This window comes from Gemmatimonadaceae bacterium (genome assembly GCA_016720905.1).
Classification (GTDB): domain Bacteria; phylum Gemmatimonadota; class Gemmatimonadetes; order Gemmatimonadales; family Gemmatimonadaceae; genus Gemmatimonas.
On the sequence record JADKJT010000005.1, the window covers coordinates 161,976 to 185,807 of the forward strand.

23 protein-coding genes and 2 pseudogenes are annotated in these 23,832 nt (G+C 64.7%); 14 read left to right on the plus strand and 11 right to left on the minus strand.

What is annotated here, in order from left to right:
- Positions 1 to 38: 38 nt before the first annotated feature.
- Together IPP90_06845 and IPP90_06850 are read right to left on the minus strand one after the other, a co-directional pair.
- Positions 39 to 1,484: an aminotransferase class V-fold PLP-dependent enzyme gene (locus tag IPP90_06845; protein MBL0170442.1), complete on the minus strand. Its 1,446-nt coding sequence runs from the start codon at positions 1,482 to 1,484 to the stop codon at positions 39 to 41.
- Positions 1,485 to 1,499: 15 nt separating this feature from the next.
- A complete protein-coding gene (locus IPP90_06850) occupies positions 1,500 to 1,949 on the minus strand; it encodes a hypothetical protein (protein MBL0170443.1) in 450 nt (149 codons plus the stop codon).
- A 120-nt stretch (positions 1,950 to 2,069) separates the two neighbouring features.
- Here IPP90_06850 and IPP90_06855 point away from each other — a divergent pair, with 120 nt between their 5' ends.
- Together IPP90_06855 and IPP90_06860 are read left to right on the plus strand one after the other, a co-directional pair.
- The gene (locus IPP90_06855; GenBank protein ID MBL0170444.1) at positions 2,070 to 2,744 is read left to right on the plus strand and encodes a DUF1345 domain-containing protein; all 675 of its coding nucleotides are present in this window, start codon (positions 2,070 to 2,072) and stop codon (positions 2,742 to 2,744) included.
- A gap of 39 nt (positions 2,745 to 2,783) precedes the next feature.
- Positions 2,784 to 3,569: pseudogene (locus IPP90_06860) on the plus strand (formate/nitrite transporter family protein).
- Here the strand turns inward: IPP90_06860 and IPP90_06865 are convergent.
- On the minus strand, positions 3,485 to 4,531 hold the full coding sequence (locus IPP90_06865) for a hypothetical protein (protein MBL0170445.1): 1,047 nt from the start codon (positions 4,529 to 4,531) through the stop codon (positions 3,485 to 3,487). The pseudogene IPP90_06860 and the gene IPP90_06865 sit on opposite strands and share 85 nt — an antisense overlap.
- Positions 4,532 to 4,647: 116 nt before the next feature.
- Between IPP90_06865 and IPP90_06870 the strand changes: the two genes are divergently transcribed.
- Both IPP90_06870 and IPP90_06875 read left to right on the plus strand, forming a co-directional pair.
- A complete protein-coding gene (locus tag IPP90_06870; protein MBL0170446.1) occupies positions 4,648 to 5,457 on the plus strand; it encodes a cyclase family protein in 810 nt (269 codons plus the stop codon).
- Positions 5,458 to 5,518: 61 nt separating this feature from the next.
- A complete protein-coding gene (locus tag IPP90_06875; GenBank protein ID MBL0170447.1) occupies positions 5,519 to 6,997 on the plus strand; it encodes a sulfatase in 1,479 nt (492 codons plus the stop codon).
- A gap of 4 nt (positions 6,998 to 7,001) precedes the next feature.
- Here IPP90_06875 and IPP90_06880 read toward each other — a convergent pair whose 3' ends face one another.
- Positions 7,002 to 9,410, minus strand: a complete 2,409-nt coding sequence (locus IPP90_06880) for an ABC transporter permease (protein ID MBL0170448.1) — start codon at positions 9,408 to 9,410, stop codon at positions 7,002 to 7,004.
- 118 nt (positions 9,411 to 9,528) lie between these two features.
- On the opposite strand from IPP90_06880, the gene IPP90_06885 reads away from it, so the two are divergent.
- A complete protein-coding gene (locus tag IPP90_06885) occupies positions 9,529 to 10,173 on the plus strand; it encodes a peptidylprolyl isomerase (GenBank protein ID MBL0170449.1) in 645 nt (214 codons plus the stop codon).
- Between the two features lie 9 nt (positions 10,174 to 10,182).
- Here IPP90_06885 and IPP90_06890 read toward each other — a convergent pair whose 3' ends face one another.
- Positions 10,183 to 11,088 (minus strand): DUF4349 domain-containing protein, encoded by a 906-nt coding sequence (locus tag IPP90_06890; protein ID MBL0170450.1) that lies wholly within the window; start codon positions 11,086 to 11,088, stop codon positions 10,183 to 10,185.
- Positions 11,089 to 11,230: 142 nt separating this feature from the next.
- Between IPP90_06890 and IPP90_06895 the strand changes: the two genes are divergently transcribed.
- Entirely contained in the window at positions 11,231 to 12,058 is an 828-nt protein-coding gene (locus tag IPP90_06895) for a peptidase E (protein MBL0170451.1), read from the plus strand.
- 9 nt (positions 12,059 to 12,067) lie between these two features.
- On the opposite strand, the pseudogene IPP90_06900 reads toward IPP90_06895, so the two are convergent.
- Positions 12,068 to 14,436 (minus strand): annotated as a pseudogene (locus IPP90_06900) (ribonuclease H-like domain-containing protein).
- A 95-nt stretch (positions 14,437 to 14,531) separates the two neighbouring features.
- On the opposite strand from IPP90_06900, the gene IPP90_06905 reads away from it, so the two are divergent.
- Together IPP90_06905 and IPP90_06910 are read left to right on the plus strand one after the other, a co-directional pair.
- Positions 14,532 to 15,047, plus strand: coding sequence for a DinB family protein (locus IPP90_06905; GenBank protein MBL0170452.1), 516 nt, complete (start codon positions 14,532 to 14,534; stop codon positions 15,045 to 15,047).
- 65 nt (positions 15,048 to 15,112) lie between these two features.
- Complete coding sequence (locus IPP90_06910) at positions 15,113 to 15,793, plus strand: hypothetical protein (protein ID MBL0170453.1); 681 nt, start codon at positions 15,113 to 15,115, stop codon at positions 15,791 to 15,793.
- Here the strand turns inward: IPP90_06910 and IPP90_06915 are convergent.
- Both IPP90_06915 and IPP90_06920 read right to left on the minus strand, forming a co-directional pair.
- A complete protein-coding gene (locus IPP90_06915) occupies positions 15,790 to 16,293 on the minus strand; it encodes a DinB family protein (GenBank protein ID MBL0170454.1) in 504 nt (167 codons plus the stop codon). The genes IPP90_06910 and IPP90_06915 overlap by 4 nt on opposite strands.
- A gap of 2 nt (positions 16,294 to 16,295) precedes the next feature.
- A complete protein-coding gene (locus IPP90_06920) occupies positions 16,296 to 16,751 on the minus strand; it encodes a TerB family tellurite resistance protein (protein MBL0170455.1) in 456 nt (151 codons plus the stop codon).
- A gap of 132 nt (positions 16,752 to 16,883) precedes the next feature.
- Here IPP90_06920 and IPP90_06925 point away from each other — a divergent pair, with 132 nt between their 5' ends.
- Positions 16,884 to 17,354, plus strand: a complete 471-nt coding sequence (locus tag IPP90_06925; protein ID MBL0170456.1) for a BON domain-containing protein — start codon at positions 16,884 to 16,886, stop codon at positions 17,352 to 17,354.
- A 31-nt stretch (positions 17,355 to 17,385) separates the two neighbouring features.
- Positions 17,386 to 17,808: an SH3 domain-containing protein gene (locus IPP90_06930; protein MBL0170457.1), complete on the plus strand. Its 423-nt coding sequence runs from the start codon at positions 17,386 to 17,388 to the stop codon at positions 17,806 to 17,808.
- A gap of 32 nt (positions 17,809 to 17,840) precedes the next feature.
- Here the strand turns inward: IPP90_06930 and IPP90_06935 are convergent, their stop codons facing one another.
- The gene (locus IPP90_06935) at positions 17,841 to 20,168 is read right to left on the minus strand and encodes a hypothetical protein (protein MBL0170458.1); all 2,328 of its coding nucleotides are present in this window, start codon (positions 20,166 to 20,168) and stop codon (positions 17,841 to 17,843) included.
- Between the two features lie 94 nt (positions 20,169 to 20,262).
- On the opposite strand from IPP90_06935, the gene IPP90_06940 reads away from it, so the two are divergent.
- The 3 genes from IPP90_06940 to IPP90_06950 all read left to right on the plus strand — a co-directional run bounded on the left by IPP90_06940 (position 20,263) and on the right by IPP90_06950 (position 22,286).
- Positions 20,263 to 20,670, plus strand: coding sequence for an acyl-CoA thioesterase (locus tag IPP90_06940; GenBank protein ID MBL0170459.1), 408 nt, complete (start codon positions 20,263 to 20,265; stop codon positions 20,668 to 20,670).
- A gap of 46 nt (positions 20,671 to 20,716) precedes the next feature.
- A complete protein-coding gene (locus IPP90_06945; protein ID MBL0170460.1) occupies positions 20,717 to 21,682 on the plus strand; it encodes a pyridoxal-phosphate dependent enzyme in 966 nt (321 codons plus the stop codon).
- Between the two features lie 82 nt (positions 21,683 to 21,764).
- On the plus strand, positions 21,765 to 22,286 hold the full coding sequence (locus tag IPP90_06950; protein MBL0170461.1) for a paraquat-inducible protein A: 522 nt from the start codon (positions 21,765 to 21,767) through the stop codon (positions 22,284 to 22,286).
- On the opposite strand, the gene IPP90_06955 is transcribed toward IPP90_06950, so the two are convergent.
- Both IPP90_06955 and IPP90_06960 read right to left on the minus strand, forming a co-directional pair.
- A complete protein-coding gene (locus tag IPP90_06955) occupies positions 22,255 to 22,701 on the minus strand; it encodes a hypothetical protein (GenBank protein ID MBL0170462.1) in 447 nt (148 codons plus the stop codon). The genes IPP90_06950 and IPP90_06955 overlap by 32 nt on opposite strands.
- Positions 22,702 to 22,781: 80 nt before the next feature.
- Positions 22,782 to 23,198 carry a DUF1801 domain-containing protein gene (locus IPP90_06960; GenBank protein ID MBL0170463.1) on the minus strand — a complete coding sequence of 139 codons (417 nt, stop codon included), beginning with the start codon at positions 23,196 to 23,198 and terminating at the stop codon, positions 22,782 to 22,784.
- A 241-nt stretch (positions 23,199 to 23,439) separates the two neighbouring features.
- Here IPP90_06960 and IPP90_06965 point away from each other — a divergent pair, with 241 nt between their 5' ends.
- Positions 23,440 to 23,796, plus strand: coding sequence for a hypothetical protein (locus IPP90_06965; protein MBL0170464.1), 357 nt, complete (start codon positions 23,440 to 23,442; stop codon positions 23,794 to 23,796).
- Positions 23,797 to 23,832 lie beyond the last annotated feature (36 nt).

A 23,832-nucleotide genomic window follows, 5' to 3' on the forward strand; every position in this document is an offset into this window, starting at 1 on the left:
GCAATATGCCATGGCCGGCACGCCACAGCGAGGCGCGACTACGCGACTGACAGGATGCCGGCGGCCTCGTCGGCCAGATGCTGCACACACGTTTCCATCTCCGCCATGCGGGTTCGGAAACTCAGCACACACACGCGCGCCAGGTACCGGCCATCCACGGTGCACCCGGTGATCATCACCTTGCCGCGAGCGGTCACGCGCTGGACCAGAGTTTCGGTGGCGACGTTGCGCGCGGCTTGCGTGGTGAGCGTTGGCCCTTCGAGATGAAAGGCGAAGAGCGACAGCTGCGGCGCCGCGTCCATCACGATGCCGGGAATTCGCGTTACCCGCTCTGCTGCCCACAGCGCCAGTACCCGCTTTTCGGCGACCGCCGCACGATAACGTGCCGCACCATACAGCTTCACACTCAGCCAGACTCGCAGTCCCGGAAAGCCTCTGGAGAGTTCCGGCCCGTACTGTGCCGGATCGTAGAACTCGTCCTGATTGTCCGGGAGATAGCCGGCCGTTGCCGAATGCACCGACCGCAGCGTGTTGCCATCACGCACCAGCAGCGCACCGGTTCCGTAGGGCAGGAACATGCCCTTGTGCGGGTCGAGCGTAAGCGAGTCGGCGCGTGACAGGCCGAGCAACAGCGGGCGCAGCTCGGGGCACATGTGAAAGAACGCGCCGTAGGCACCGTCCACGTGATGCCACACGTGTTCCTGCGCACAGACGTCCGCAATATCATCGAGCGGGTCCACGGCACCGGTGTTCGTGGTTCCGGCCGCGGACGCGACGAAGAACGGACGCAGCCCCTGCGCGCGATCGTGTGCAATCGCCGCCCGCAGTGCTGCCACATCCATACGGTACTCACGATCAACCGGAATCAGGCGCACGCGGTCGGCCGCGATGCCCGCCAGCTTGGCTGCCTTGTTGATGCAGTGATGGCCTTGGGTGGACGTGTACAGTGTGCCCGGCCGGATGTCGTCGCCCAACAGTCGCTCGCGGGCACACACGATGGCGTTGAACGTCGCCCCCGACCCGCCCGTGGTGAGCAACCCGGCCGTGCCAACGGGAAATCCCATCCAGTCTCGCAACCACTCCAGCACGTTGGCTTCCAATTGCACCAGCGCCGGTGCGGCCACCCACACGCCGGTGTACCGATTGGTCGTATCGGCAATGAAGTCGGCCAGCGCGGCCGGATACACGCCGCCACCGGGGATATAGGCGAGATAGCCCGGGCTCGGCGTGGTGAATGAGCGCGGGATCAGGTCGTTGAACAGCAGATCAAGCAGCGGTTCGAGATGTGTGCCCGCTTCCGGCACCGGTTCGCGCAGCGATCGACAGAGAGTGGCCGCGTCGACATCACCGCAACTGGGTTGAATTCCAATGGCCGCCAGGTGCGCGACCGAACGCGCCACCACGGCGTTCCCCATGGCCAGCATCTGGTCGGGAGAAAATTCCATGGCGGCCAGGTCGCCGGACGGCAGATCGGAAGACGTCATGAGGCGGGCGTCGGATTACTGCGCAGCCAGCATCGCCTGCATGCGCTTGCGAAACCGCTCGGCGATCAGGCGACCCATCTCTGTTTCCGTGGCCACCCATTCGGCGTTCCGAAAGCCCAGCGGACTCACCTGCGCGCGATACTCGGCCAGCCATGGCTCCACCCGCGAGTACAACAACAATCCTTCGCCGTTGCTTTCCAGCATGAAGTCGGCGTGCATGACGCCATGCCGGGCCATGGCGTAGGTCATTTCCCAGAACGTCGAACACTGACGAAAGGCGGCGTTGAGCGGATGTTCGCCCTTGGTCACCGCGAGCACGTCGTCGAAGGTTCGGGGGAGGAATCTGGCAATGAGCTGGGTGCGCGAGTCGCGCATGACACTTTCGCGGCGCAATTCGTACAGTTTGAGCACCAGTTCCGCGTCGTGGTGATCGGGGAATTCCTTCCTCGGCTGTTTCTTTGGCATCGGGTCGGATCGTGTGTGGAGGGGATTGGGTCGCGTTGCCAATGTACGCCGCGCCTCCCAAGTTTAGCGAGCGTGTTGAGCGCGTCCGGATTGTCACAAAACCGATGGTGGAGGAGCGTGGTGAGCGTGCAGACGCATCATGGATGGCGGCAACGGCTGGCCCACGTCCGAGCCAGCACGCGTCTCGTTGTCGCGCTCCTGGCGAGCGCCCTGACCGCCTGGTTGCTGCCCAGCGGCCTCTCGCTGGAGATGCGCGCCGTGGCGTCGTGGGACGGATTTGCCGTGGTGGCGCTCGGGCTGACGTGGCTCACCATCCTGACGCTGAACCCGGCGCAGATCTGCACGCTGGCACGGCGCGAAGACCCCAGTCGCCTGGCGTCGCTGATTCTGGTGGTGCTGGGGGCCGGCGCAGCGCTGCTGGCCGTGCTGGTCTTGCTGCAGGAAAGCATGAAGATGCAGAGCGGCGAGAAGACGCAGGCCATCGTGCTGGCGCTCTCGGCGGTCGCGCTGGCGTGGTTTCTCATTCACACCGTGTTCACGCTGCGGTATGCGCACTTGTATCACAGCGCGTCCGAGTCGCCGCACCCGCTGGAGTTCCCGGGTGGTGACCACCAGCCGGATTATCTCGACTTCGCGTATTTCGCGTTCATCATCGGCATGACCGCGCAAACGGCCGACGTCAATATCAGGGGCCGCAGTATCCGGCGCGCCGCCCTGCTGCACGGCATCGTCGCGTTCGCCTTCAACACGGCGGTCGTGGCGCTCAGCATTGGCGTGCTCACCACGCTGCTGTAGCGTCCGCGTCAACCTCCGCCTCACAGCCAATCACTCACCATGGACCAGGCACCGAACTCCGCCGACGCGCATCCGCCGCGTGAGATCGCCCAAATGGTCGAGCGACTGGGTGTGGCGAAGGCCCGAACTGATTCCATCACGCTCCTTGTGCTGGCCATGCTCGCCGGTGCGTTCATCTCGCTCGGCTCGCTCCTGTTCACGGTGGTGGGCGGATTCCACGCCTTTGGCGCCGCGGCTGCGGCTGGTCTTCTCCGCAGGCCTGTGGTTGTGTCGCGGAGCTGTTCACCGGCAATAACCTCCTGGCAATGGCCTGGGCCAGTCGATTGATCGGATCCCGCGATGTGCGCATTGGCTGCTCCCCTCGGCAACGTGATTGGCTGTCTCGGAACTGTGCTATTCGTGGCGTGGGCCCAACTGCCAGGGGGGGCGTGGGGCGTACGGCCCGGCGCCAGGCCAGCCTGGGGCGGGCGGGGGTGGCTGGGCGGGCGCAGCGTTTCCGACAAGATCCTGGCGATCGTTTTTCCGATTACCGCGTTCGTCACGATGGCATTCGAGCACTCCATCGCCAATTGGTTCTTCCTCCCGTACGGGATCCTGCTTGATCAAGCGGGCGCGGTCTCCGTTGCCGGTGCCGCGCAAAACCTCGCAGCGGTCAGTGCCGGCAACCTAATTGGCGGAACGTTGCTGGTTGCGGGTGTGTATTGGGTCGCCTATCTGCGCGGTAGCAGTCGGCCTCAGGATCAGAAGCCCGACAGTTTGGTAATGCGGCCACCCATACCTACCGCCCATCCGGCGTTGGGCGAGGCGAAACCCACCGACCAATAGTTGACGCTGTCGATGGCGCTCCACGTTATGCCTTCGTCGCGGGTGACCATCGCTCCGGACGGACCGACCGCGACAACCGTCGGCCTTTTGGCCTTGGGGACATACACCCCACCCCACACGCCACGTGCAAGCGGTGGACTGGTCCGTGCGGTCCACCGCGTGCCACCCTTATCGGTCACGGCGATCAGCACGTCGCCCGATGCCGCGCTGTTTCCGCCGCCAAGCACCATGCCGTGTCGCGCATCGCGGAACGTCACCGACTGCGGGCCCGATCCCGCGCGCGTCGTGAGCGGCAGGGTGTCCACCGCCCAGCTACGTCCGTAGTCGGACGTATGCAGGAGGCGTCCGTGTTCGGCGGTGCTGGCGACGATCCACGCGTGCCCACCCTTGCCCGTCACGAGGCAGGTGCCGCTCGCGGCGAAACTGCCTTCCTGTGGTTGCGCCGGTGGCAGCGACGCCGCTGGCACGCGCGTCCAATGCGCGCCACCGTCCTCGGTGCGCAGCATGGAGATGTTGCCGTCCACCGCATCGCCGATAACGAGTCCCCGCTTGGCATCCCAGAAATCCATGCAGTCGAAGAAGCCCTTCGGGTCGTCGTTCACGAATTGCGATTGCCAGTTGGTGCCGCCATCGGTGGTTTTGTAGATGCGCGACTGCGGCCCGTCGCCAATGCTCAGGAGATACGCGGTGTTGGCGTTGACCGCATAGACATCGCGGAATTGCAGTGAATCCGCGCCGGGGACGCGCCCGGTCGTCCACGTGGTGCCACCGTCAACGGTTCGCACCCAGGTACCGCGGGACCCGCTCACCCATACCACCTTCTCATTGACCGGACTGACAGCGATGAGCAGTGACGAGGTACCACTCGCCTGTTCCGTTCGCCCCACGGACGGCGGCGACTGGGCGGATGCAGCGGCGGTTACGAACCAGAGCAGCGGCAGGGTGTGTGCGAGGCGCGTCATGGCAGGGCGGGAATGGTCGGAATTTCACCTGGTCGTGGCGATAACATAGTTCGGTTCCGGCCCGCATGTTACACTGATCGACGGACGTTGGCTTTCGCACCTGACATCCCGCAATCATGAGACATCTGCTTTGCTCCGCGACACGCCGGCGCGCCATTTTCGCCGTCCTGACAACTTGGACACTGATTGCCGGACCATCCGTCAGCGCGCAAGCGATTGATCTGGCGCGCTATTCCATGGTCGACCTCACGCATGAACTGGCCTCCAACGCGACGGCGTGGCCGGGATCCCGCGACGCGTTCAAGTTGGACACGATCCGGGCTACCGAAAGTGGCGCGATGTTCCGGCTCACACTGAACGAGCACTTCGCCACGCATCTGGACGCGCCGCGACATGCCTCGGGTACCGGGTGGACCAACGAACGTATTCCACTGGACCGGCTGATCGCGCCGCTGGTGATCATCGATGTGCGCGCGCAAGCCGCGCGTGATCGCGACTATGCGCTGCTGCCCGCGGATGTCGTGGCCCACGAGCGCGCGTTTGGCCGCATTCCGCGCGGTGCGATTGTGGTGCTGCGCACCGGATGGGCGCGCTATTGGGACAATGCGCAAATGTACTTTGGCACCGACACCACCGTGAAGCCGAACGTGCTGCACTTTCCAAGCTTTGGCGTGGAGGCGGCACAACTGCTGGTGGCGCGCGGAGTCGCGATGCTGGGCGTGGATTCGCCATCCACCGACATCGGCAAGGCGCCGACGTTTGCCGTGCACGGCATTCTGGGCGCGGCCAACGTGCCCGCATTGGAGAACCTCGCCAACTGCAACGCGCTGCCGCCCACGGGAGCGGTGTTGCTGGCGCTTCCCATCCTCACCCGTGGTGGTTCGGGCGGACCGGTGCGGGTGGTGGCGCTGGTGCCGCGAAAGTGAAGTGAGTACGACTCCCTGTGGGCGATCTTCGACAGCCGCCATTCACCTGCCAGATCATACGATGAAGCGTCACCCGTGGTACCGCGCGGCCAACGTCGGGACATTCGTGCTACTCTGTCTGCTCACCACGGGCAGCCGCTCGGCCGCGACTGCGCCGGCCGAGCACCCGAATGTCCTGCTCATCGTCATCGACGACATGGGTTGGAAGGACACGGGCGTGTACGGCAGCGACTTCTACGAAACGCCGAACATCGACCGCCTGGCGTCGCAGGGCGCGCGCTTCGCGCAATTCTATACAGCAGGGAGTGTGTGCTCGCCCACTCGCGCCAGTATCATGACGGGGAAGTCGCCCGCCCGGGTGCACATCACCGATTGGATTGGCGGCGACGACAGGGGCAAACTGCTGCCAGCCGCGTATGAGCGTGAACTGCCGTTATCCGAGTTCAGCATTGGTGAAGCGTTTCAAGCCGGCGGATACGACACGGGCTACATCGGCAAATGGCACCTGGGCCAGCTGGAGGCGTCGGGCCCGGCGCATCAGGGCTTTGCGTTCACCCGCGCGGTGAACCATGCGGGGCAGCCGGGCTCGCACTTCGCGCCGTACAAAAGCGCCAGCAGGACGGACACGGACGTCCCGGATTTAGAGGGCGATGCGCCGCGCACGTACCTGACCGATCGTCTCACAACGGAGGCGGTGCAGTTCATCCGGACCTCGCGCACCAAGCCGTTCTTTCTGGTGTTGTCGCACTACGCAGTGCACACGCCGCTCGAAGCAAAAACGGAACTGGCGGCCAAGTACGCGGCGAAGCGCGACGCGCGTGGGTCATCTGCGCTTCCGGCATTGCAGGCCGAAGGCCCGACCAGCATGACGAAAATGCAGCAGGATCACGCTACCTACGCGGCCATGGTGGAGAGTGTGGACGCCAGCGTTGGTGTGCTGATGCACGCGCTCGACTCGCTGGACATGGCGAAGAACACCATTGTCGTGTTCATGTCGGATAACGGCGGACTGAGCACGTTGCTGGGATCGGCGAGCCGCATCCCGACGTCCAATGCGCCGCTGCGGGCGGGGAAGGGCTGGCTGTATGAAGGCGGTATTCGCGCCCCGTTCCTGGTGCGGTGGCCCGGTGGGGTGCCCGCGAAGCGCGTCATCAATACGCCGACCATTTCAACCGATGTGTACCCCACGCTGCTGGAGTTGGCGGGTCTCCCGGCGCTTCGCACGCAAACACTTGATGGGGTCAGTGTGGCGCCGCTGTTGACGGGAAAAGGTTCGGTGTCGAGCCGTTCGTTGTTCTGGCACTTCCCGCACTATCACGATTCGGGATCCACGCCGTCGGGCGCGATACGGAGTGGCTCGCTCAAGCTTATCGAATGGTTTGAAAGCGGCGAGGTTGAGTTGTACGATCTGGCGCGCGACCCGGGCGAACACCATGACGTGTCGAAGGAGCGACCGCGGGATGCGGCAACACTGCGCGCTCAACTAGCGACCTGGCGCATCAGGGTGGACGCCAATATGCCCCAGCGAGCGCTTCGTTAGCCGACTATCCCTCGCGAAGAGCCACCGCGGGATCAACTCGCAGGGCTCGACGCGCGGGTACCAGCGCCGCCACGGCCGCGACCAGCGCAAGCAGAAGCGGGGTTGCGACAAACGTCACCGGGTCGAAGGCACTTACGCCGTACAATTGACTGGAGAGCACCCGTCCCAGGGCCATGGCCAGAGTTACGCCAACGGCTCCTGCGACCAAGACGGTACGCACGGTATCGCTGAGCACCACGCGCAGAATGGCCGCCGCTGGTGCGCCCAGCGCCGACCGAATTCCCAATTCCCGCGTGCGTTGCGATACGTCAAAAGCCGCCACGCCAAAAATGCCGACGGCGGCCAATAGCAGCGCGAGGCCACCGAACACCCCAGTGAGGGCTGCGCCAAGTTGCGCCGGCAGCAACACAATCCGCTGCGCATCAGTCAGTCGACGCACTGTGGGTGGCGGTACGGCGGGGTCAATTGCCCGCAAGGCCTCGACGATCCGACGCGAGACCCCAGGCACCGATGCCCCGGGCGCCAGCACACCATGCAGGTTCAGTCCGTGGTCCGCCTGTTGGGCAAACGGGACGTACAGGAACACCGGCGGCGTCTCACCGAGTGAGTTATATCGAATGGGACGCGACACGCCGACAATTTCCAGCCACGGTTCGTGGTCGCCGTCAAGTCGAATGCGCTTGCCCAGCGGCGACTGACCCGGAAACAGTTGTTTGGCAAATGTCTCGTTCACGATGGCGACGCCAGGAGCACCGGCCCGATCAGATGACGCGAATTCACGGCCCGCCGTGAGTGGCATGCGCATCGTGGCGAAATAGTCCGGCGTGATGGCCACGTAATAGGTGTGATGACGGGCGCCCGCGTCATCGCCATCGCGTTGAATGGACGTCTCGGCATTGCTGCCGGTGAGCGGTGCGACCGTGGCGGCGGTCACGGCCGTCACGCCCGGCGACTCCCGTAGACGCGCCTCGAGTTGTTCGACGACGGTAATACTGGAAGCGGCATCGCGACCGCGGCCGAGCTCGATAGGCGCATTGAGAATGTCCCGCGCATTGAATCCGGCATCGATGTCGTCGGCGTTGCGCAAGCTGTGGAGGAAAAGTCCGGCGCAGGCAACAAGCACCGTGCTGGCCGTGACCTGCAGGCCGAGAAACGCGCGTCGCAGGCGCGTTCGGCGCCGACCGCCACCGACGGCACCGTCTCGCAAACCGGCGGTCAGGTCAACGCGCGTGGACTGCAAGGCGGGCGCGAGTCCGGCCACGGCCACCACCATCGCGACCAATATCAACGTGAATACAACCACGATGCCGTTGGCGCCCGTGTCCAGGTGAATGGAGGCGTCCGCCGGGATGAAACTGACCAGCAGCGCGGTGCTCCAACGCGTCGCCAGCAGGGCCAGGATCGCGCCCAGCAGGGAAATCAGCGAGAGCTCCACCAGCAGCTGTTGTATCACACGGCGTCGAGTCGCGCCAAGCGCCACGCGTACGGCGAGTTCGCGGGAGCGCGCGGCGTTTCGCGCGAGAATCAGATTCCCCACGTTGAAACAGGCGACCAGCAGGACCGCGATAGCGATCACCAGCAGAAAGGCCGACGCCGCGCTGACGGGTCCGCGCAATTCGGCGTTGACGCCCACGGCGGCATCCACGCGCCAGCTCTGTCGCGCCAATCGCGCCGAGTCTTGTGAGGCGACTTGAGCGAACAGTACGGCCACGCGTGCATTGGCCGCGTCACGCGAGACGCCAGACGCGAGCCTGACGGTCAGGTACAACCCACCGCCCAACACCTCGGGACCCTTTCCCAGCAACGTCGGCGTCTCCGACAGCGGCACATACACATCCGGGGCCCATAGTACCTGCGCCGTCGTGAACCCGATAGGCGCAACTCCACTCACCCGAAAGGCGCGGTCATTCAGGCGGACAGTGCGGCCAATCATCGCAGCATCGGCCGCGAAACGCCGAGTCCAGTACCGGTGACTGAGGACGACCTCGGGGACCGCGGACGGCCGGTCTTCGCGATCGATACGCGGGAAACGGCCGGTCGCCGGTTGAAGGCCGAGTGCCGCGAAATAGTCGGCGCTCACCAGCGCGGCCGTCACCTGTTCAGGTTCTCCGTTCGTCATGATGGAGACTGGCTGAACGGTCTCCGCGATCACTCGCGAGAATGCGCGTCCGTCCTCTTTGAGACGTTGGTAGTCCGGCCAGGTGAACGGGCTGTGGTGATTCACGTACACGCGAACCAGTTCGCTGGCATTCACGGCCTGCGGCGCGCGCAGCAGGATGGCGCTGGCTATGCTGAAGACGGTGGTATTCACGCCGATGCCCAGCGCCAGCGACAGCAGGACGCTCAGCGCAAAGACCGGGTGCTTGATGAGCTGGCGCGCCGCAAAGCGCAGGTCGGCGACGACATCGCGCATATGAACCTGACAGGTGGGAGGGTCGGGTCGTTCCTCTCTAGCTACGGTTGCCCGGAATCGACAGTTTCACCGGATGCGCTACCCCTCAAATGTTGCCGTGGTTGTCGCGCTGGGCCTGATGGCCTGCAGCGGCACCGGTCTTGGAAGGTCTTCGCCGCACGCGTCGCGCACGGCGTTGCTGTTGGACCCGTCAAATCTCGAATGGCGCACACCTGCGCCCGCACTGTCACACCTGCGCTTCGAGACCACCAAGGGCGTGTTCGTGCTGGAGGTGCACCGCGCCTGGGGACCCATCGGTGCCGACCGGCTCTACAATCTGGCGCGCCTGGGCTACTACGACGACACGCGGTTCCACCGTGTGCGCAGTGGCTACATCGCGCAGTGGGGATTGCACGGGGATTCCGCCGTGAACGCGGCGTGGAGGGGACGCTACCTCGCCGATGATGCGCCGCGATCGCGCAACGCCCGCGGCACCTTCGCGTTTTCCTACGAAGGGCCCGGGCATGAGAACACGCGCAACACGCAGATCTACGTGAACCTGGCGGATAACCCGCGCAACGACGCGGAGCCATTCACGATATTGGGCACCGTCGTGGAGGGCATGGCGGTGCTGGACAGTCTGTACAGCGGATACGGCGAGGAATCTGGCAGCGGCGTACGGCAAGGGAAACAGGGACCGCTGGAACGCGGGGGCAACGCGTTCATGGACCGTGAGTATCCGAAGCTGGATCGCATCAAGCGCGTGACCGTGACCGCGAAGTGACGCGTCGGTTCACGCACCTCGGCGGCGCCAGCGCCGCCAGCCCACGATGAGCACCGCCACCAGTACGAGCGACGGAATGATCACACCCAGCATGGAGATGAACGCCGCAATGAAGTGCACGAAGTTGCGCCAGGCATCCTTGAAAGCGTTCACGAGCACGTTCTCGCCCGGTGACGCGCTCACCAGTGGCGCGCGCTCGTGCACGGTCACGCTCAGCGTACTCGTGGCCACGCGCGATTTCAGAAAGCGAATACGCCCCTCGTAGCGCTCGATCTCCTCGCGCACGCGGGCCAGTTCGCGCTCCACCGCCAGCACGTCCTCCAGCTTGCCGGTGCGCGTGGCGAGCAGCGTAATCAGGCGATCTTCCAGACGATGCGCATTGGCCACGCGCGCCGACACATCCACAAACTCCTCGCCGACATCTTCGGCCGTCGACGACACCGACTCCACCTTGCCGATGGGCTTGAGGCCCGCCAGCGCGTCGTCGTAGCGCGCCGAAGGAATCTTCAGCTCCAGCGTCGCGCTGCGCAGTTGGTATTCGCCGGCCGACAGCGACGTATTGCCCACGTAGCCGCCAAAGCTGGCCGCCATCTTCTGCACGGCGATGATGGCCAACTCCAGCGAGTCCACCTGCACCGATGCGGATCCGTTGCGGATGATCATGCTGGGAATCGCCGGTGCGGCGGAACCCTCGGTTTTTATCTGGCCGCCCGCACCGGACGCATCGACGACGGCCGCCAATTCCTGGCCGCGCATCGCGACCGCTTTCCCGACTTCGGCAGACGGGGCGGGGCTGGCCGCCATGGACATCTGCGCATCAGTCTGTCCCGGCGATACCGACGCATCTTGGCCGCACGCCAGGCTGAGTGTGACCAACAGGGCAATTGGCAGCGCGCGAACGGAATGGCGAAGCATGGCGAACCCCGGCCTGAGAAACCCGCGTGACCCCGGACGACGATGTCTGTTCACAGGAGACGCCGCAAGAGCGCCGACTTGCACAGCCCGACGGCGATCCGCACATTCCGGTCCGACTCCTCACCCGCACACCAGGCTGACCATGCAACGTCGCGAGTTCCTTGTTACCTCGGCACTTGGCACCGCTGGCGCACTGGCGAGTCATGGGTCGCCCATCGATTCCGGTCCCACTCTCGCCGAGCCAGCCGCCGTGCCCAGTTTCCCGCCCATTGATGCGCGCGCGACCCGCAAAATCCTCATCGCCGGTGGCAACTTCAACACGCCGTTCATTCGCTATATGGCGGCACTGACCGGCAAGCCACGCCCGCGCCTCTGCTATCTGCCCACGGCGTCAGCCGACAGCCCTGAAGGGAGCATTGCCTGGTTCCGGAACTGTGCGCCGCTCAACGTCGAACCGTTCGTGCAGGAAAGCTTCATCGAAAGTCTGACGCAGCATCAGGGGTGGGATGAAGTCCTGCTGTCCATGGACGGCATCGTGTGTTCGGGCGGCAACACGCTCAATCAGCAGGCCATCTGGAAGGCACAGGGCATCGACGTCGTGCTGCGACAGGCATGGGACAAGGGCATTGTGCTGGGAGGCGCCAGCGCGGGTTCGTTGTGCTGGTTCGAGGAAGGCACCACCGACTCGCGACCGAAAGCGCTGTCGATTGTGAAGTGCCTGGGGTTCCTGAAGGGCAGTCACTCCCCGCACTACGATGCCGAGGCCGGCCGCCGGCCGCTGTACCAGAAGTTGATCAGCGCGGGCGATATGAAGCCAGGCTATGCGTGCGACAACGATGCGGGCATCTACTTCGAAGACAACGAAGTGAAACGCGTGGTGTCGGCGCGTGCGGCCGCCAAGGTGTACTACGTGAGCGTGGTGGACGGCAAGATCAACGAGCGCGTGCTCACGCCAGACGCCATCTCGTAAACCGCACCGTCACGGATCGTCGGTTTGACGATCCAACACCGAACGGATCTGCTCGACGCGCGGCGCAAACAGCGGCAGTTGCTGCGGGTCGGCAAAGACGATCTCGTAATCCGCCGGCGTGAACGCCCGCGCCAGTCTCGACGCGAACGTCCGTCGCAGTAATCGCGTGTAGTGTTCCACGTCATAGTCCCGCGCATCGTCGGTATCGGTGGTCACCGATTCACCGTCGAATTCCGGGACCACGCCGCCGGGGCCGCCTTGGGTGCGATATACGCGCACTCGCTCTCCCACGTTCCACGTTGGTCGCCCGCTGGCGAGCACCGCCTCATAGGTGAATTCCCGCCGACCGTCGCGCGTTTCGGCGTAACGAGCGGGCGACTTGGTGAGCCGTACCCGCGATGACACGGCCACCGTGGGGAGCGCGCGCCTCTGCAGGGACGCAACGGTGTCGAGGTACGCGTTTCGCACGCCCGCGATATCGTTGGTGAGCAAACACCCGATGGCTCGGCGCAGGAACTCCTCGCCAAACGGTTCCGCACGACTGGAACGGAAGGCGACACCGCGCAGCACCAGAGTCCCGTCGTAGGAAAGCAGTGCGTAGTTCTTGGGTTCATGGGAGAGCATGGCCGCGTAACGGCCTTCAAACTCCAGTTGCACCAAAGGCGGCAAGAGCGCCGCCACCTCGGCCACTACGCGTCGTTCGTCGGCCTCGCTCCAGGTGTCCGGCACGGCGAAGTACACGCCATCGGTGTCGGCCTCCAACAACGTTACCCCGCGCGCGGCGAGTTCGCGACACATCAGGGTGAGTGTCTCCCGTCCGCGGCGCGTGACGTCATTGGCGGCATGCACATCGGCAAAGCGCGTGAGACTCTCCCCGGCGGCGAGATATCCATAAGCCGAGTTGATGACCAGCTTCATGGCGGCGGACATCGCCTCGTGCGTATTGCGCTCGGCGGAACCCGCCGGTGCGGCACGGGCATTGGCTTTGGCGGCGAGTCGCTGCTCAACGAGTCGGTCAACGAGTGAGACGAATGCGCCCAGGTGATCACGCGATGGTCCAATGCGAAAGGCGCGCATGAGTGACGGATACAGGCTGGCCACGTCGGCTTTCACCACGCGCTGCGCAACACCGGTTGCGAACAGGTGCAGTGCGGCACCGCTGTGCACGGTGCCGTCGCCCTCCTGATGCGCCGGCAACGCCTGTCCAGCGCGCACGTATGCGCGCACCAGCAGCGGATCGACCACACCGGTCGCCGCACCGGCGTCGGCCAGTCGCTCGTACCGTCGCGGGGCCATGCGGGCCAGGGCAAAGCGGCGCCGCCCAGCATTTCGGCCAACGCGGCCACTTCGTCCACGTCGGCCCTGGCGTAGCGGCGGACGCGTTCCGGATCGGTGCGGTACACGATGTGAATCTGATCACCGCGAATCATCTCGCGATCAGGACCGGCGATGCCCAGATGCTTGGCCACGACCTTCAAGCCATGCCCGGGCAGGTCGCGCGCCGAGAAGTCGTAGCGGCGCACCGCATCGAGCGTGTCGATGAGCTCACGTCCGGGCGCCACGAATCGCACGCGCCGCGTCGCATCCGTGCGACTGCGGGCACCGCGCCGCGCCGCGCGCGTGCGTAGCTCGGTGTCCGGCAGTCGGCTCAGATTCAACGGGACGCCAAGGCGACGTGCGCGGGTGTCGAGAAAGGGCAGGTCGAATCCATGGAGATTGTGGTTCTCGATCACGTCAGGGTCGCATTCCCGCACTTTTGCGCCGAGGCGCTGAATGAGGTCGGCTTCCGCGGCCTCGCTCTCATCGTACGCCTCAAGCGTGTCCACGAGACCGGTGTGGTCACGCACGGCGATCATGAATATCCGATGGCGACCAGCGTCCAGTCCGGTCGTCTCGAGATCGAACTGCATTCGATGCAGGTGCCCGAACGCCAGGTCGCGAAAGTACGTCCGGCCGGTGGCCACCAGATACTGCTCCTCAGGTGGCAAGACGTGCAGGCTGGACGGTGCCAGATCTCGCAGATGACCGACCCGGTGGCCAAGCCGTTTCGACGCGCCCCGCAGAATGGCGCCGGACAGCGTCGTCCAATCCGCAGCCGACACCAGATAGCGAAGCGCTCCGGGCCCGTCCAATTCCCGATAACAAAGGCGCGACGGTACTGAAGCGCCGGCCGCGTCCTCGCGGCGCAGATCCGCACCCAGGTGCTCCAGATCGGCGAGCGAGTCGAGGAGCAGCCAGGGCCGGAACCGCGCGTCCTCCCGTAGCAACGCGCCGGTGTCGGCGCGGCGACGCCAAATGGTGGCGCGTCCATCCGCCTCGGCCCAGACGGATACGATGCCCGGCGTGGGGTCCCAGCCCCACAGCCATTCGTCTTCGATAGTCACCACGGGAAACTACATGGGAATCGCGTCATGGCGTTATGCTTGGGCCTTCGCGATTGAATGACACTTCATCACGTCCCACGGAGCCGGCGATGGCGGAAACTGAATGGTGGCAACGAGGGCCGGTGGATGGCGTGCCGGCCGTGCTGCAGCCGGTGGCGCATATCCTGCTGCAGGTCCGCGAGAGCGTGCACGAAATGGTACCCGGACTTACCGAGGCGCAGTGGAACGCACGGCCAGCCGGTGTGGCGTCGGCGGCATTCCACGTTCGGCATATGGCGGGCGTCATTGATCGGTTGTTCGCGTATGCCCGCGGTGACGCGCTCACCGACGCACAACGGGCCGCGCTCAAACTCGAGCGCGAACCGACCATGACACTGGCCGAGGTGCCGGGCGTGCTGGCCGAATTCGATGCCAGGGTTGAGGCGGCGGTGGAAGCACTGAAGTCGATCGACCCCGCGACGCTGGGCGAGTGGCGTGGCATTGGGCGGGCGCAGTTACCGTCCACCGTGATTGGCTGTCTGGTACATGGGGCCGAACACAGCATGCGACATGTGGGACAGCTCTCGGTCACGCTCCGTGTAGTCAGGGACAGCCACCCGCACTAACCCGTATGCCAGCTTTCGCACACGCCACGTCGGAACCGGTTGGCTGCCCAAGTTGCGGTGCACGCATGGACACGCAGCGCTTCGCGCGTCACGTGCACGGCGATGTGACGATCGACATGTGCTGGGTGTGTCACGCCATCTGGTTCGATCAATACGAAAGCGCGCAACTCGCGCCGGCCGCCGTGATCGCGCTGTTTCGGCGCATTCACGAGCATCGCGCGCAGGCGCCGAGCGCGCTGGGCGAACACTTGCAATGTCCACGATGCCAGTCAGCCCTGGTGCTGACGCACGATCGGCAGCGAAACACTCGGCTATCGTATCATCGCTGTCCTCTGGGGCACGGCCGACTCACCACGTTCATGCAATTCCTGCGGGAGAAGGAGTTTGTTCGCTCCCTGACGGCGGCAGAAGTCGAGACGCTCAAGGCGACGGTGTCCCAGGTGCGATGCTCCTCCTGCGGTGCGCTGATCAATCTCGGGATTGACGTGGCGTGCAGTTACTGCCGCGCCCCGCTGGCGATGCTGGACGCCGACGCGGTTGAGAAAGCGTTGTCGACATTGGCTGAGGCCGATCGCCGACAGTCCCATCCGGAATCCGCTGAAATCACGGCTGCGTTCGAGTCGATACTGGCCGCGTACCGATTGGCGCCGAGTGAGCGCCGGTTCGTGAGTGGCGCATCACCGTCGCCAGCGTCAGGCGCGCTGGATCTGATTGCGGCGGGGATCACCCACCTGTTCAACGGCTAAATCGGCGGGGTTGACCGGGCGAACACTTCTTCCTCGGTCAGGCCGAAGAGCGGCGGAATGGCAATGCCGCGCATGGACGCCATGAGATAGAGTTGCCCGCGGTGATGGGCCTCGTGCTCGGTCATGGCGCGCAGCCACTTCCACACGGTGATGGGCGCGCCGGCCACGGTGTGGCATTGGCCGTGCAGCGCGTCGTCGGTCAACTCGCGAAAAATCGCGAGCGACTCCTGATGACAACGGGTCAGGTACTCGCGCACGTTGTCGATGCCCGGGGCGAGTGCGACGGCGTGGCCGGGATACCGACTGGGGCGCCCGGCGACATTCTCCGCGTACATGAAGCGCTCGATGGCCGCCAGGTGGCGGAACAGGTCGCCGAACGTGAAGCGACCCGGCGCGTAGCTCCATTCGAGTTCGGACGCCGGGAGGTGGTCCAGCACCCGTGCAGTGCGGGCGCGGGCGTTGGACCAATACGACAGGAAGGCGGGGAGCGACTCGATCATCGCTACGGCGCTGAGCCGCCGCTCCGCTTGCGCGCTTCGGCCAGAAATGCCGGTTCAAGCTGCAGCAGGTTGGCCAGCTTGCGCATGAGATACGATTCCTGTCCATGCAGCTCGCCATCGGCGAGCACCACCTGCCACATCAGCTCGGCCAGCACCATGCGCTGGGCGAGACTGTACTCGCGCACCACCTGCCGCGTGAAGACAAAATCGTCAACGGCATTGCGACCGGCGACGGCTGCTTCGGCCATCAATTGGTCGGCGCCGGCGGCATCAACGCCGAAATGGCGCTGCAGCACCTCGCCAATGCGCTGGCGCTTATCGCTGAAGTCACCGTCGGCATTGGCCAGTTCCAGCAACAGCACACAGGCGGCCAGTCGCACGTCACCGGTGCGGCCGGTAGCCTGGGGCGCCGGGTCAGGCGTGTTGACGCCAATCAGTCGTCGAATTGAGTCGAGCACAGGGTCCTGTTGATTTCATGGATGGGGCTGCTTGCTGCGGCGGGTGGAAATTGAGTTTCTTTCATTCACAGTCGCAAGGCAATCCGTGCGTCTGGAATTTCTCTCTTAATCCAGAAGGCTCTTATGAAAATCATGACACGCGCGCGTGCAGTGGCATCGGCCGCGGCACTCGCTCTCGCGTTCGCGGCTTGCGCTCCCAAGGATGCGGATATCAAGACGGCGGTCACCACAGCCATCGCGGCCGTACCGGGCATTACGGTAGACGTCACCAACGGCGTCGCCACGATTTCCGGAGAGTTTGCCGATGACGCCGCCAAGACATCGACGGAAGCGTTGGTCAAGGCCGTGAAAGGCGTGAAGTCGATTGTAGACAACGCCACTATCGCGCCGCCACCGGCGCCGGTGGTCATCTCCGAAGATGACATGTTGAAGACGGGCGTCACCGCCGCCTTGAAGGACTTCACCACACTGATGGCGGACGTGAAAGACGGCGTCGTGACGCTCACCGGCGAGATCAAGAAGACCGAGCTGCCGAAAGTCATGCAGGCCCTCTCGGCGCTTCACCCGAAGAAGATCGAAAACAAAGCCACCGTGAAGAAGTAGTCACTCACTCCTGACGATAGATCGCAATCTCATGACAACCCTTCAGGACAAGTACGCGAAACTCATCACCGCCGCTCAGGCGAGTGGTGCCACCAATCTTGCCGTGCGCACGCAGGACAACGTGCTGTACATCGACGGCATGGTGCCAACCGGCGAGTCGAAGGACGCGCTGTGGACCATCTACGACTCGATTGATCCCGACTTCCGCAGCGGCGATCTGGTGCTGAATCTCGACGTGTCACCGGCCGCGCCGTCCACGCGTCTCAAGGTCACCACCGAAAGCTCCAATCTGAACATTCGGAAAGGCCCCGGCACCGACCAGCCCATCATCGGCAAGGCGGCCCATCATTCTGAAGTCACGCTGCTCAGCAAATACAACGCCGATTGGGCGCTGGTGCGCTCAGACAAGGGGGAAGAAGGCTACTGCTCGCTCAAGTACCTGACCGCTCTCTAGATGGTGGCGGCGGCGCGAGGTCGCGCCGCCGCTCAGTTGCCCAGCATCCAGCTGGTGACCGGCGCGGTCGATCCATCGGACCAGGTCACCGTGCCGGTCCCCGACTGGTCGAGGGCCAGTGTGGCCAGCACCTGTCCGGTGCTGATTCGCGTGATAGTGGCGGTGGAATTGCGCACGACATTGCTGGCCACTTGCAGTTCAAACTTCATGTCGTGTGCGGCGTCCGTGACACTCCAGGTGGTGGGCGTCGGCGGGAAGAGCGAGAATGTCGCGGCCGATCCGGCCTGTGCTGAGGTGCCGAAGGCGGTGCCGCCGGAAATGGCCAGCGTGGTGGCGGTGGCCAGACCGAGCGTGAGGGCGCCGGGGTCGGCAACCGAGAGGACGCTGTTGTTGCCGGCGAATGTTACCGGGCTATCGGTGTCGATGACGTTGAGTGTGAGCAGTGTCACCGAGCCGATCGCCCGCGCCAGGGACGGTACGGTTTGCGTCACTCCGCCGTAGCAGGGTAGCGATGATCCCGACGAGGGTACCGTGCACGTGAGCCCCAGGCGCACGGGCGGCGCGCCGTTGGCCGGCGTGAACGTGCCCAGCCCCGCCACATAGGGATCACTGCTGCTGTTCAACACGGCTGTTTCCTGCAGCGACAGCACACCAAGCGTCGTGCCTGATGGGCCAAAGTATGTGGCCGCCTCGGTGATGTCGTAGCGCTTGGCCACATTGTCGGCCACAAACTGCGTGACATCAGCGATGATGTACGGGCGGGTGCACTGCGTGTCGTAGTAGATGCCGACCTTGCGCGGATCCGACTGCCCCACGGGCAGTGACTGCACACTGCCGCCGCCCACCAGCGCCTCGCAGGGTGTGCTGTTGTTCGTCCCCGTAATGGTGACGGCAAACAACACCTGCAGTTGACTCTGCAGGACGGTGGAGGCAAGCGCGATGGCGAGCCCCTCCTGCGCCAGCAGATGCTGGGCGGTGAGCGACGTGGTCGGCGCTGCCACGGTGAGGGTCAGCGGTGCGGTTTGGTCGGTGAGGCCCGAACCCGCCGTTGGCGTACCGCGCACAACGAGCGAATATGGGCCCAGTGGCACGCTACCACCGATGCTGAGTGTGAGGGTGGCGGTGGTGGCACCGCTCGCGATCACCGGCGTAGAGAACACGCCAGTGACGCCAGCGGGCGCGCCTTCCACTGACAGTGAGATTCCGCCAGTAAACGGCGCCGTGCGAGTAATGGTCACGGTGGAGACTTTCGACGCACCCTGCTCGACACTGAGCGCGGATGGCGACAGCGCGAGGGAAACGCTGCCCGTTGGCGTGATCGTCAGTGCGAGTGTCGCGGTGTGGTCGGGCAGACCGCTGGCGCGACCACGCACCGTGAGGGCGTACGTTCCCGGGACGGCCGCGGCGGCTGCCACCAACGTGAGTGACGTCGTATCGCCCGACACCGTGGGCTGGGTGAACGTGCCGCTGACGCCTGCGGGCAACCCTTCAACGGTCAGGGCGACGGCGCCGGTGAAGCCGCCTGTGCGGACGATGCGCGCGAGGCTGATACCGCTCGCCACCTGCCGTACACTCAGCGTCGACGGTGTCATCGACACCGTGAAGTCTGGCGGCGGCAACACGGTGAGTGTGAGCGACGCGGTCTGGTCGGCCAACGACGACCGGGCGCGAACCACCATCGGATAGGTGCCCGGACTTGCGGAGAATGCTGCACTCAGCGTGAGCGAGGTGGTATCTCCGCTGAGTGTCGGCGTGCCAAAGCCGGCGGTCACCCCGGACGGCGCGCCTTCCAATGAAAGGGTCACGGCTTCGCTAAAGTTGACGCGCGTCAACTGCGCAATGACTCGCCCACTTGAGCCGGCCTGTACCGACACTGTGGTCGACGCCAGCGCCAGCGCCACCGACGGGCGCGCGGTGATCACGATCGTCGCCGATGCCGTGCGTTCGGACACGCCGCTGGCCGACGCGCGAATGGTGAACAGGTACGATCCCGGAGGAACCGACACCGTGGTGGACAGCGTCACCGTGGCCGTCGTGCCCGCCGCCCCAACCGGCGACGGGACCACGCTGGCGGTGATCCCCGCAGGCAATCCCTGCGCGTCGAGCGTCACCGCGCCCGTGAAACCACCCGTGCGGGAAATCGTCGCGGTGATCTCTGTGCTGGCTCCCGCAATGGCGGTCAGTGTCGAGGACGAAATCGAGAGCGCGATGGCCGGCGTGAGGGCGGTGCCACCGTCACCACCACCACCGCCACAGGCGGCCACGGTCAGTGCAACAAGCATCAGCGCATAGCGACGCGCGGCCTTGAACGACATGCGGATCTCCAGCAACGGTGACGAGAACGGCGACGATGGCCCCATGGGGAAATGCGCAGGATCCCGGCGCGAGGGATCATCGGTCTGCCACGCCGATGGCACTGGACAGAGGCCTGGGAGGAACGGCACTATCCACGGCATGGAGCGCTTTGAACTTGGCATCGCCATTGCACCCGCTGACATCGACGAATTGGGACACGTCAACAATGTCGTGTACTTGCGCTGGGTGCAGGACGTGGCCATCGCGCACTGGAGTGCGGCGGCGACACCGGACCAGCAGGCCGCCGTCGCGTGGGTGGCCGTTCGCCACGAGATTGACTACAAGCATCCCGCGCTCCCGGGCGACGGGATCATGGCGCGTACGTGGGTGGGGACGGCCGACTCGCATCGCTTTGAACGGCACACGGAAATCCTCCGCGCATCAGACCGGAAACTGCTGGCCCAGGCACGCACGCTGTGGTGCCCCATCAGTCGCGCCAGCGGCAAGCTGACTCGCGTCAGCAACGAGATTCGCGCCCGCTTCTCCATCGACTCGGCAACCCGCTGAGCTCATCGGCTGGCGCCATTTCCGTGGGCGTCCGCATATTGAGCGCATGAGTCTCCCAGACATCCGACCCATCACGCTGGCCGAGATCCGTGAAGCCCGTGCACGGATCGCCGGCACCATACTGCGGACGCCGTTGGTGAAACTCGAGTTGGGACCGGGGTTTCCCGACGTGCGACTCAAGCTCGAAAACCTGCAGCCGATCAACGCCTACAAACTGCGAGGCACCGCCAACGCTGTGGCGATGCTCAGCGATGCCCAGCGTGCCCAGGGCGTGTGGACCATCAGCGCCGGCAATGCGGGGCAGGGGGTGGCCTACGTGGCACGCCGGGCCGGGATACCATGCACGGTCGTGGCCATTGAGACGGCACCGGCTTCAAAACTGGATCGCATGCGCGCGCTTGGTGCCACCCTGATTACCGTGCCGTTCGATGTGGCATGGAAGGCGATGGGTGAGCGAGCGTTTCCCGGTGTGAGCGGGGCATTCATTCATCCGTTTGACGATCACGACTGCATTGCCGGGCACGGAACCATCGGGCTGGAGATTCTGGAGGACGAACCCAATGTTTCGGCCGTCATTGCCAGCGTCGGCGGCGGTGGACTGTTGACCGGCGTGGCCAGCGCCCTGAAGGCGCTCAACCCTGCGGTGAAGGTGCTTGGCGTTGAACCGGAAACCGGTGCGCCCGCCGCGCTGTCCTGGGCCCACGGCTCGCCGCAGGAGTTTCCCAACTGGTCGCCGACGTTCGTTGACGGTGCCGGCGGACGCGCGGTGTTTCCGCGCATGTGGGAACGCATGCAGCCCGTGGTGGACGGCTTCGTGGTGGTCAGTCTCGACGAGACCAGGCGCGCCATGCGCATCATGGCAGAGAAAGCGCGCATCATCTCCGAGGGCGCCGGGGCGCTGCCGCTTGCCGCCGCACTCACTGGCAAGGCCGGGAACGGACCGATTGTCGCCATCGTGTCGGGTGGCAATATCGATCTGGCGAAATTTGCGGAGTTGATTGGCGTGGTGTAAACGCGCCTGATGGGCTCAGCATGCCAGCAGCGTGGACAGCCGAGGGTGTCCCATTCCCGGCGGCGACAGTACTTTCTCGTCCATGACCAATCGGAACCGCGTTGCCATCCTGCTGTCGCTGGTGTCGCTCGCGCTGTTGTGGCCCGGGCTGGTTCAGCCGGTGCTCACCATTCGTGCCACCATGCAGATGTTCGGGGCCACGCGAGAGCTCTCCAACGAGACGCGCAGCGTGATTGGCGCCATCAAGAGCCTGCACGCATCGCACAACGATTTCGTGGCAGGGCTCATCCTGGTGTTCAGCGTGATCATCCCGCTCACCAAGGCGGCGTTGCTTATCCCCATCGGGTTGCTGCGTCGTTCGGTGTGGCGCTATCGGTTGTTCAGGTTTGTGCAGACCATCAGCAAGTGGTCCATGGCCGATGTGTTTGCCGTCGGCATGTTGATTGCGCTGTTGGCGGCCAAGGGCACGGCCAATCTGTCGGCGGTGGCGGGCACGGGCTTCTACTACTTCGCGTCGTACTGCCTGATTTCCAATGCGGCGTTCCAGATGCTGCGCATCGAAGCCGCAACAACTACTTCGCCGGCGCCTTCTGCGGCTTCATGACAATCTTGAACGTCGCCACCGGCTGATTGTCGAGTTGCACCATGCCCTCGATGGTACCGGGGGCGGTGAATTTCCCATCGTGTTCCAGCAATCGGTTTTCCGGTGCCGTCACACGAAATTGCACGCGCGCGCCATCGCGCACCACATTGGAGATGGGCCCGGTGCCCTGACCAGGGACCATCGCGTTGCCACCAATGGTGCTGCCGTTTTGCGTAAACGTGTAGAACACCGGCACGACAATGGCGCTGTCGGGCAGGGGAACCGTTGCCGTGCCGCTCCACATGCCCACCACATCCGGCGCGGGGGCCTTCGCTTTGGCCTTTGCTTTCGCGGCGGGCTGCGCCGCGAGCGGCACGGATGCGAACAGCATCAGTGTGGCAACGCGCCGCAGCACTCGAACGGATCGGATGGTCATGGCGTGTTGGGACGGTGGTGACAAGAAACAGGTGGCGTGCGGTCACTCACGAAACAGCAGGCAGTGGACGTTGAGAAAAGCTAGCGTGATGGGCGCGGGGCTGCCTTTCCCGACAGCGATGCCTGCGGCTTCGCGTCGAGTCGATCCTGGTTCTCTCGCACACGCGCCTGCACAAGCTTCGTGATCAACTCGTACGGGATCGGCTCGTCATAGCGGAATTGCAGGTTGCCTTTCGGCCCAGCGTACCTTGCGGCTTCGCGCTTGAGCGTCGCGTCACGACACGGCGGGAAGAACCCCGCGTGTTCCTTAAACCCGCCGAAGTACACCAGCGCGCCGTTCAGCGCAAAGCTGGGCATACGGTACGCGATGCGTTCCTCGGCGCCCGGCGCGGCCTTCGCCACAGTGCGCCGAATACGCTGGAGAATCGCGCGGATCTTTGGTGGATACGCGGCGAGGTATTCGTCGATGCTTGTGGGTGCTGACGTCGCGGCTTTCATGATGCAAGGCGTGGAAGGACCGAGTACCTCCGGTGGGGAAGATGGCGTTCAAAGACGCTTGCGGTACAGGTGGTGATAGGTTAGTAATTACTTACTTACCATAAGCCAATCGACTCGTTGAGGTCCTATGCGAATTTTCGCCGTCCTGCTTGGTCTCTGGACCGCTCTCTTGGTCGGGCTGTCTGTTCGATTCGCGTCGCGCCGAGACTCCGGCCCAACCGTCGACACTGCGACGTCCGTCGTGCCCGCCGACCACCGAACCCCGATTCTGCTCACCGCCACGGCTCGCGCTACCGTGCTCTCGGAAATGCGAACCATGCTGGGCTCCGTACAGGGTGTGCTCGAAGGTGCGTCGCGCTCCGATACGGTGGCCATCAAAGCAGCAGCCCTCGCCTCCGGTGTGGTGATGGCGGCCGATCCGGCCTTGGAGAACGAGCTTCCCAAGGAGTTTCTGCAGTTGGGGATGACCGTTCACCGCGCCTTCGATTCCATGGCCGCGAATGCCGCAGCCGGCCCAAACGACGCCGTCAAGCGACTGGCGACGATTGCCGCAACCTGCGTCGAGTGCCATGCACTGTACCGGATTCAGGTGAAGTAGCTCGTTCGCACTCTCTTTCTCACTGTGGGGATATCA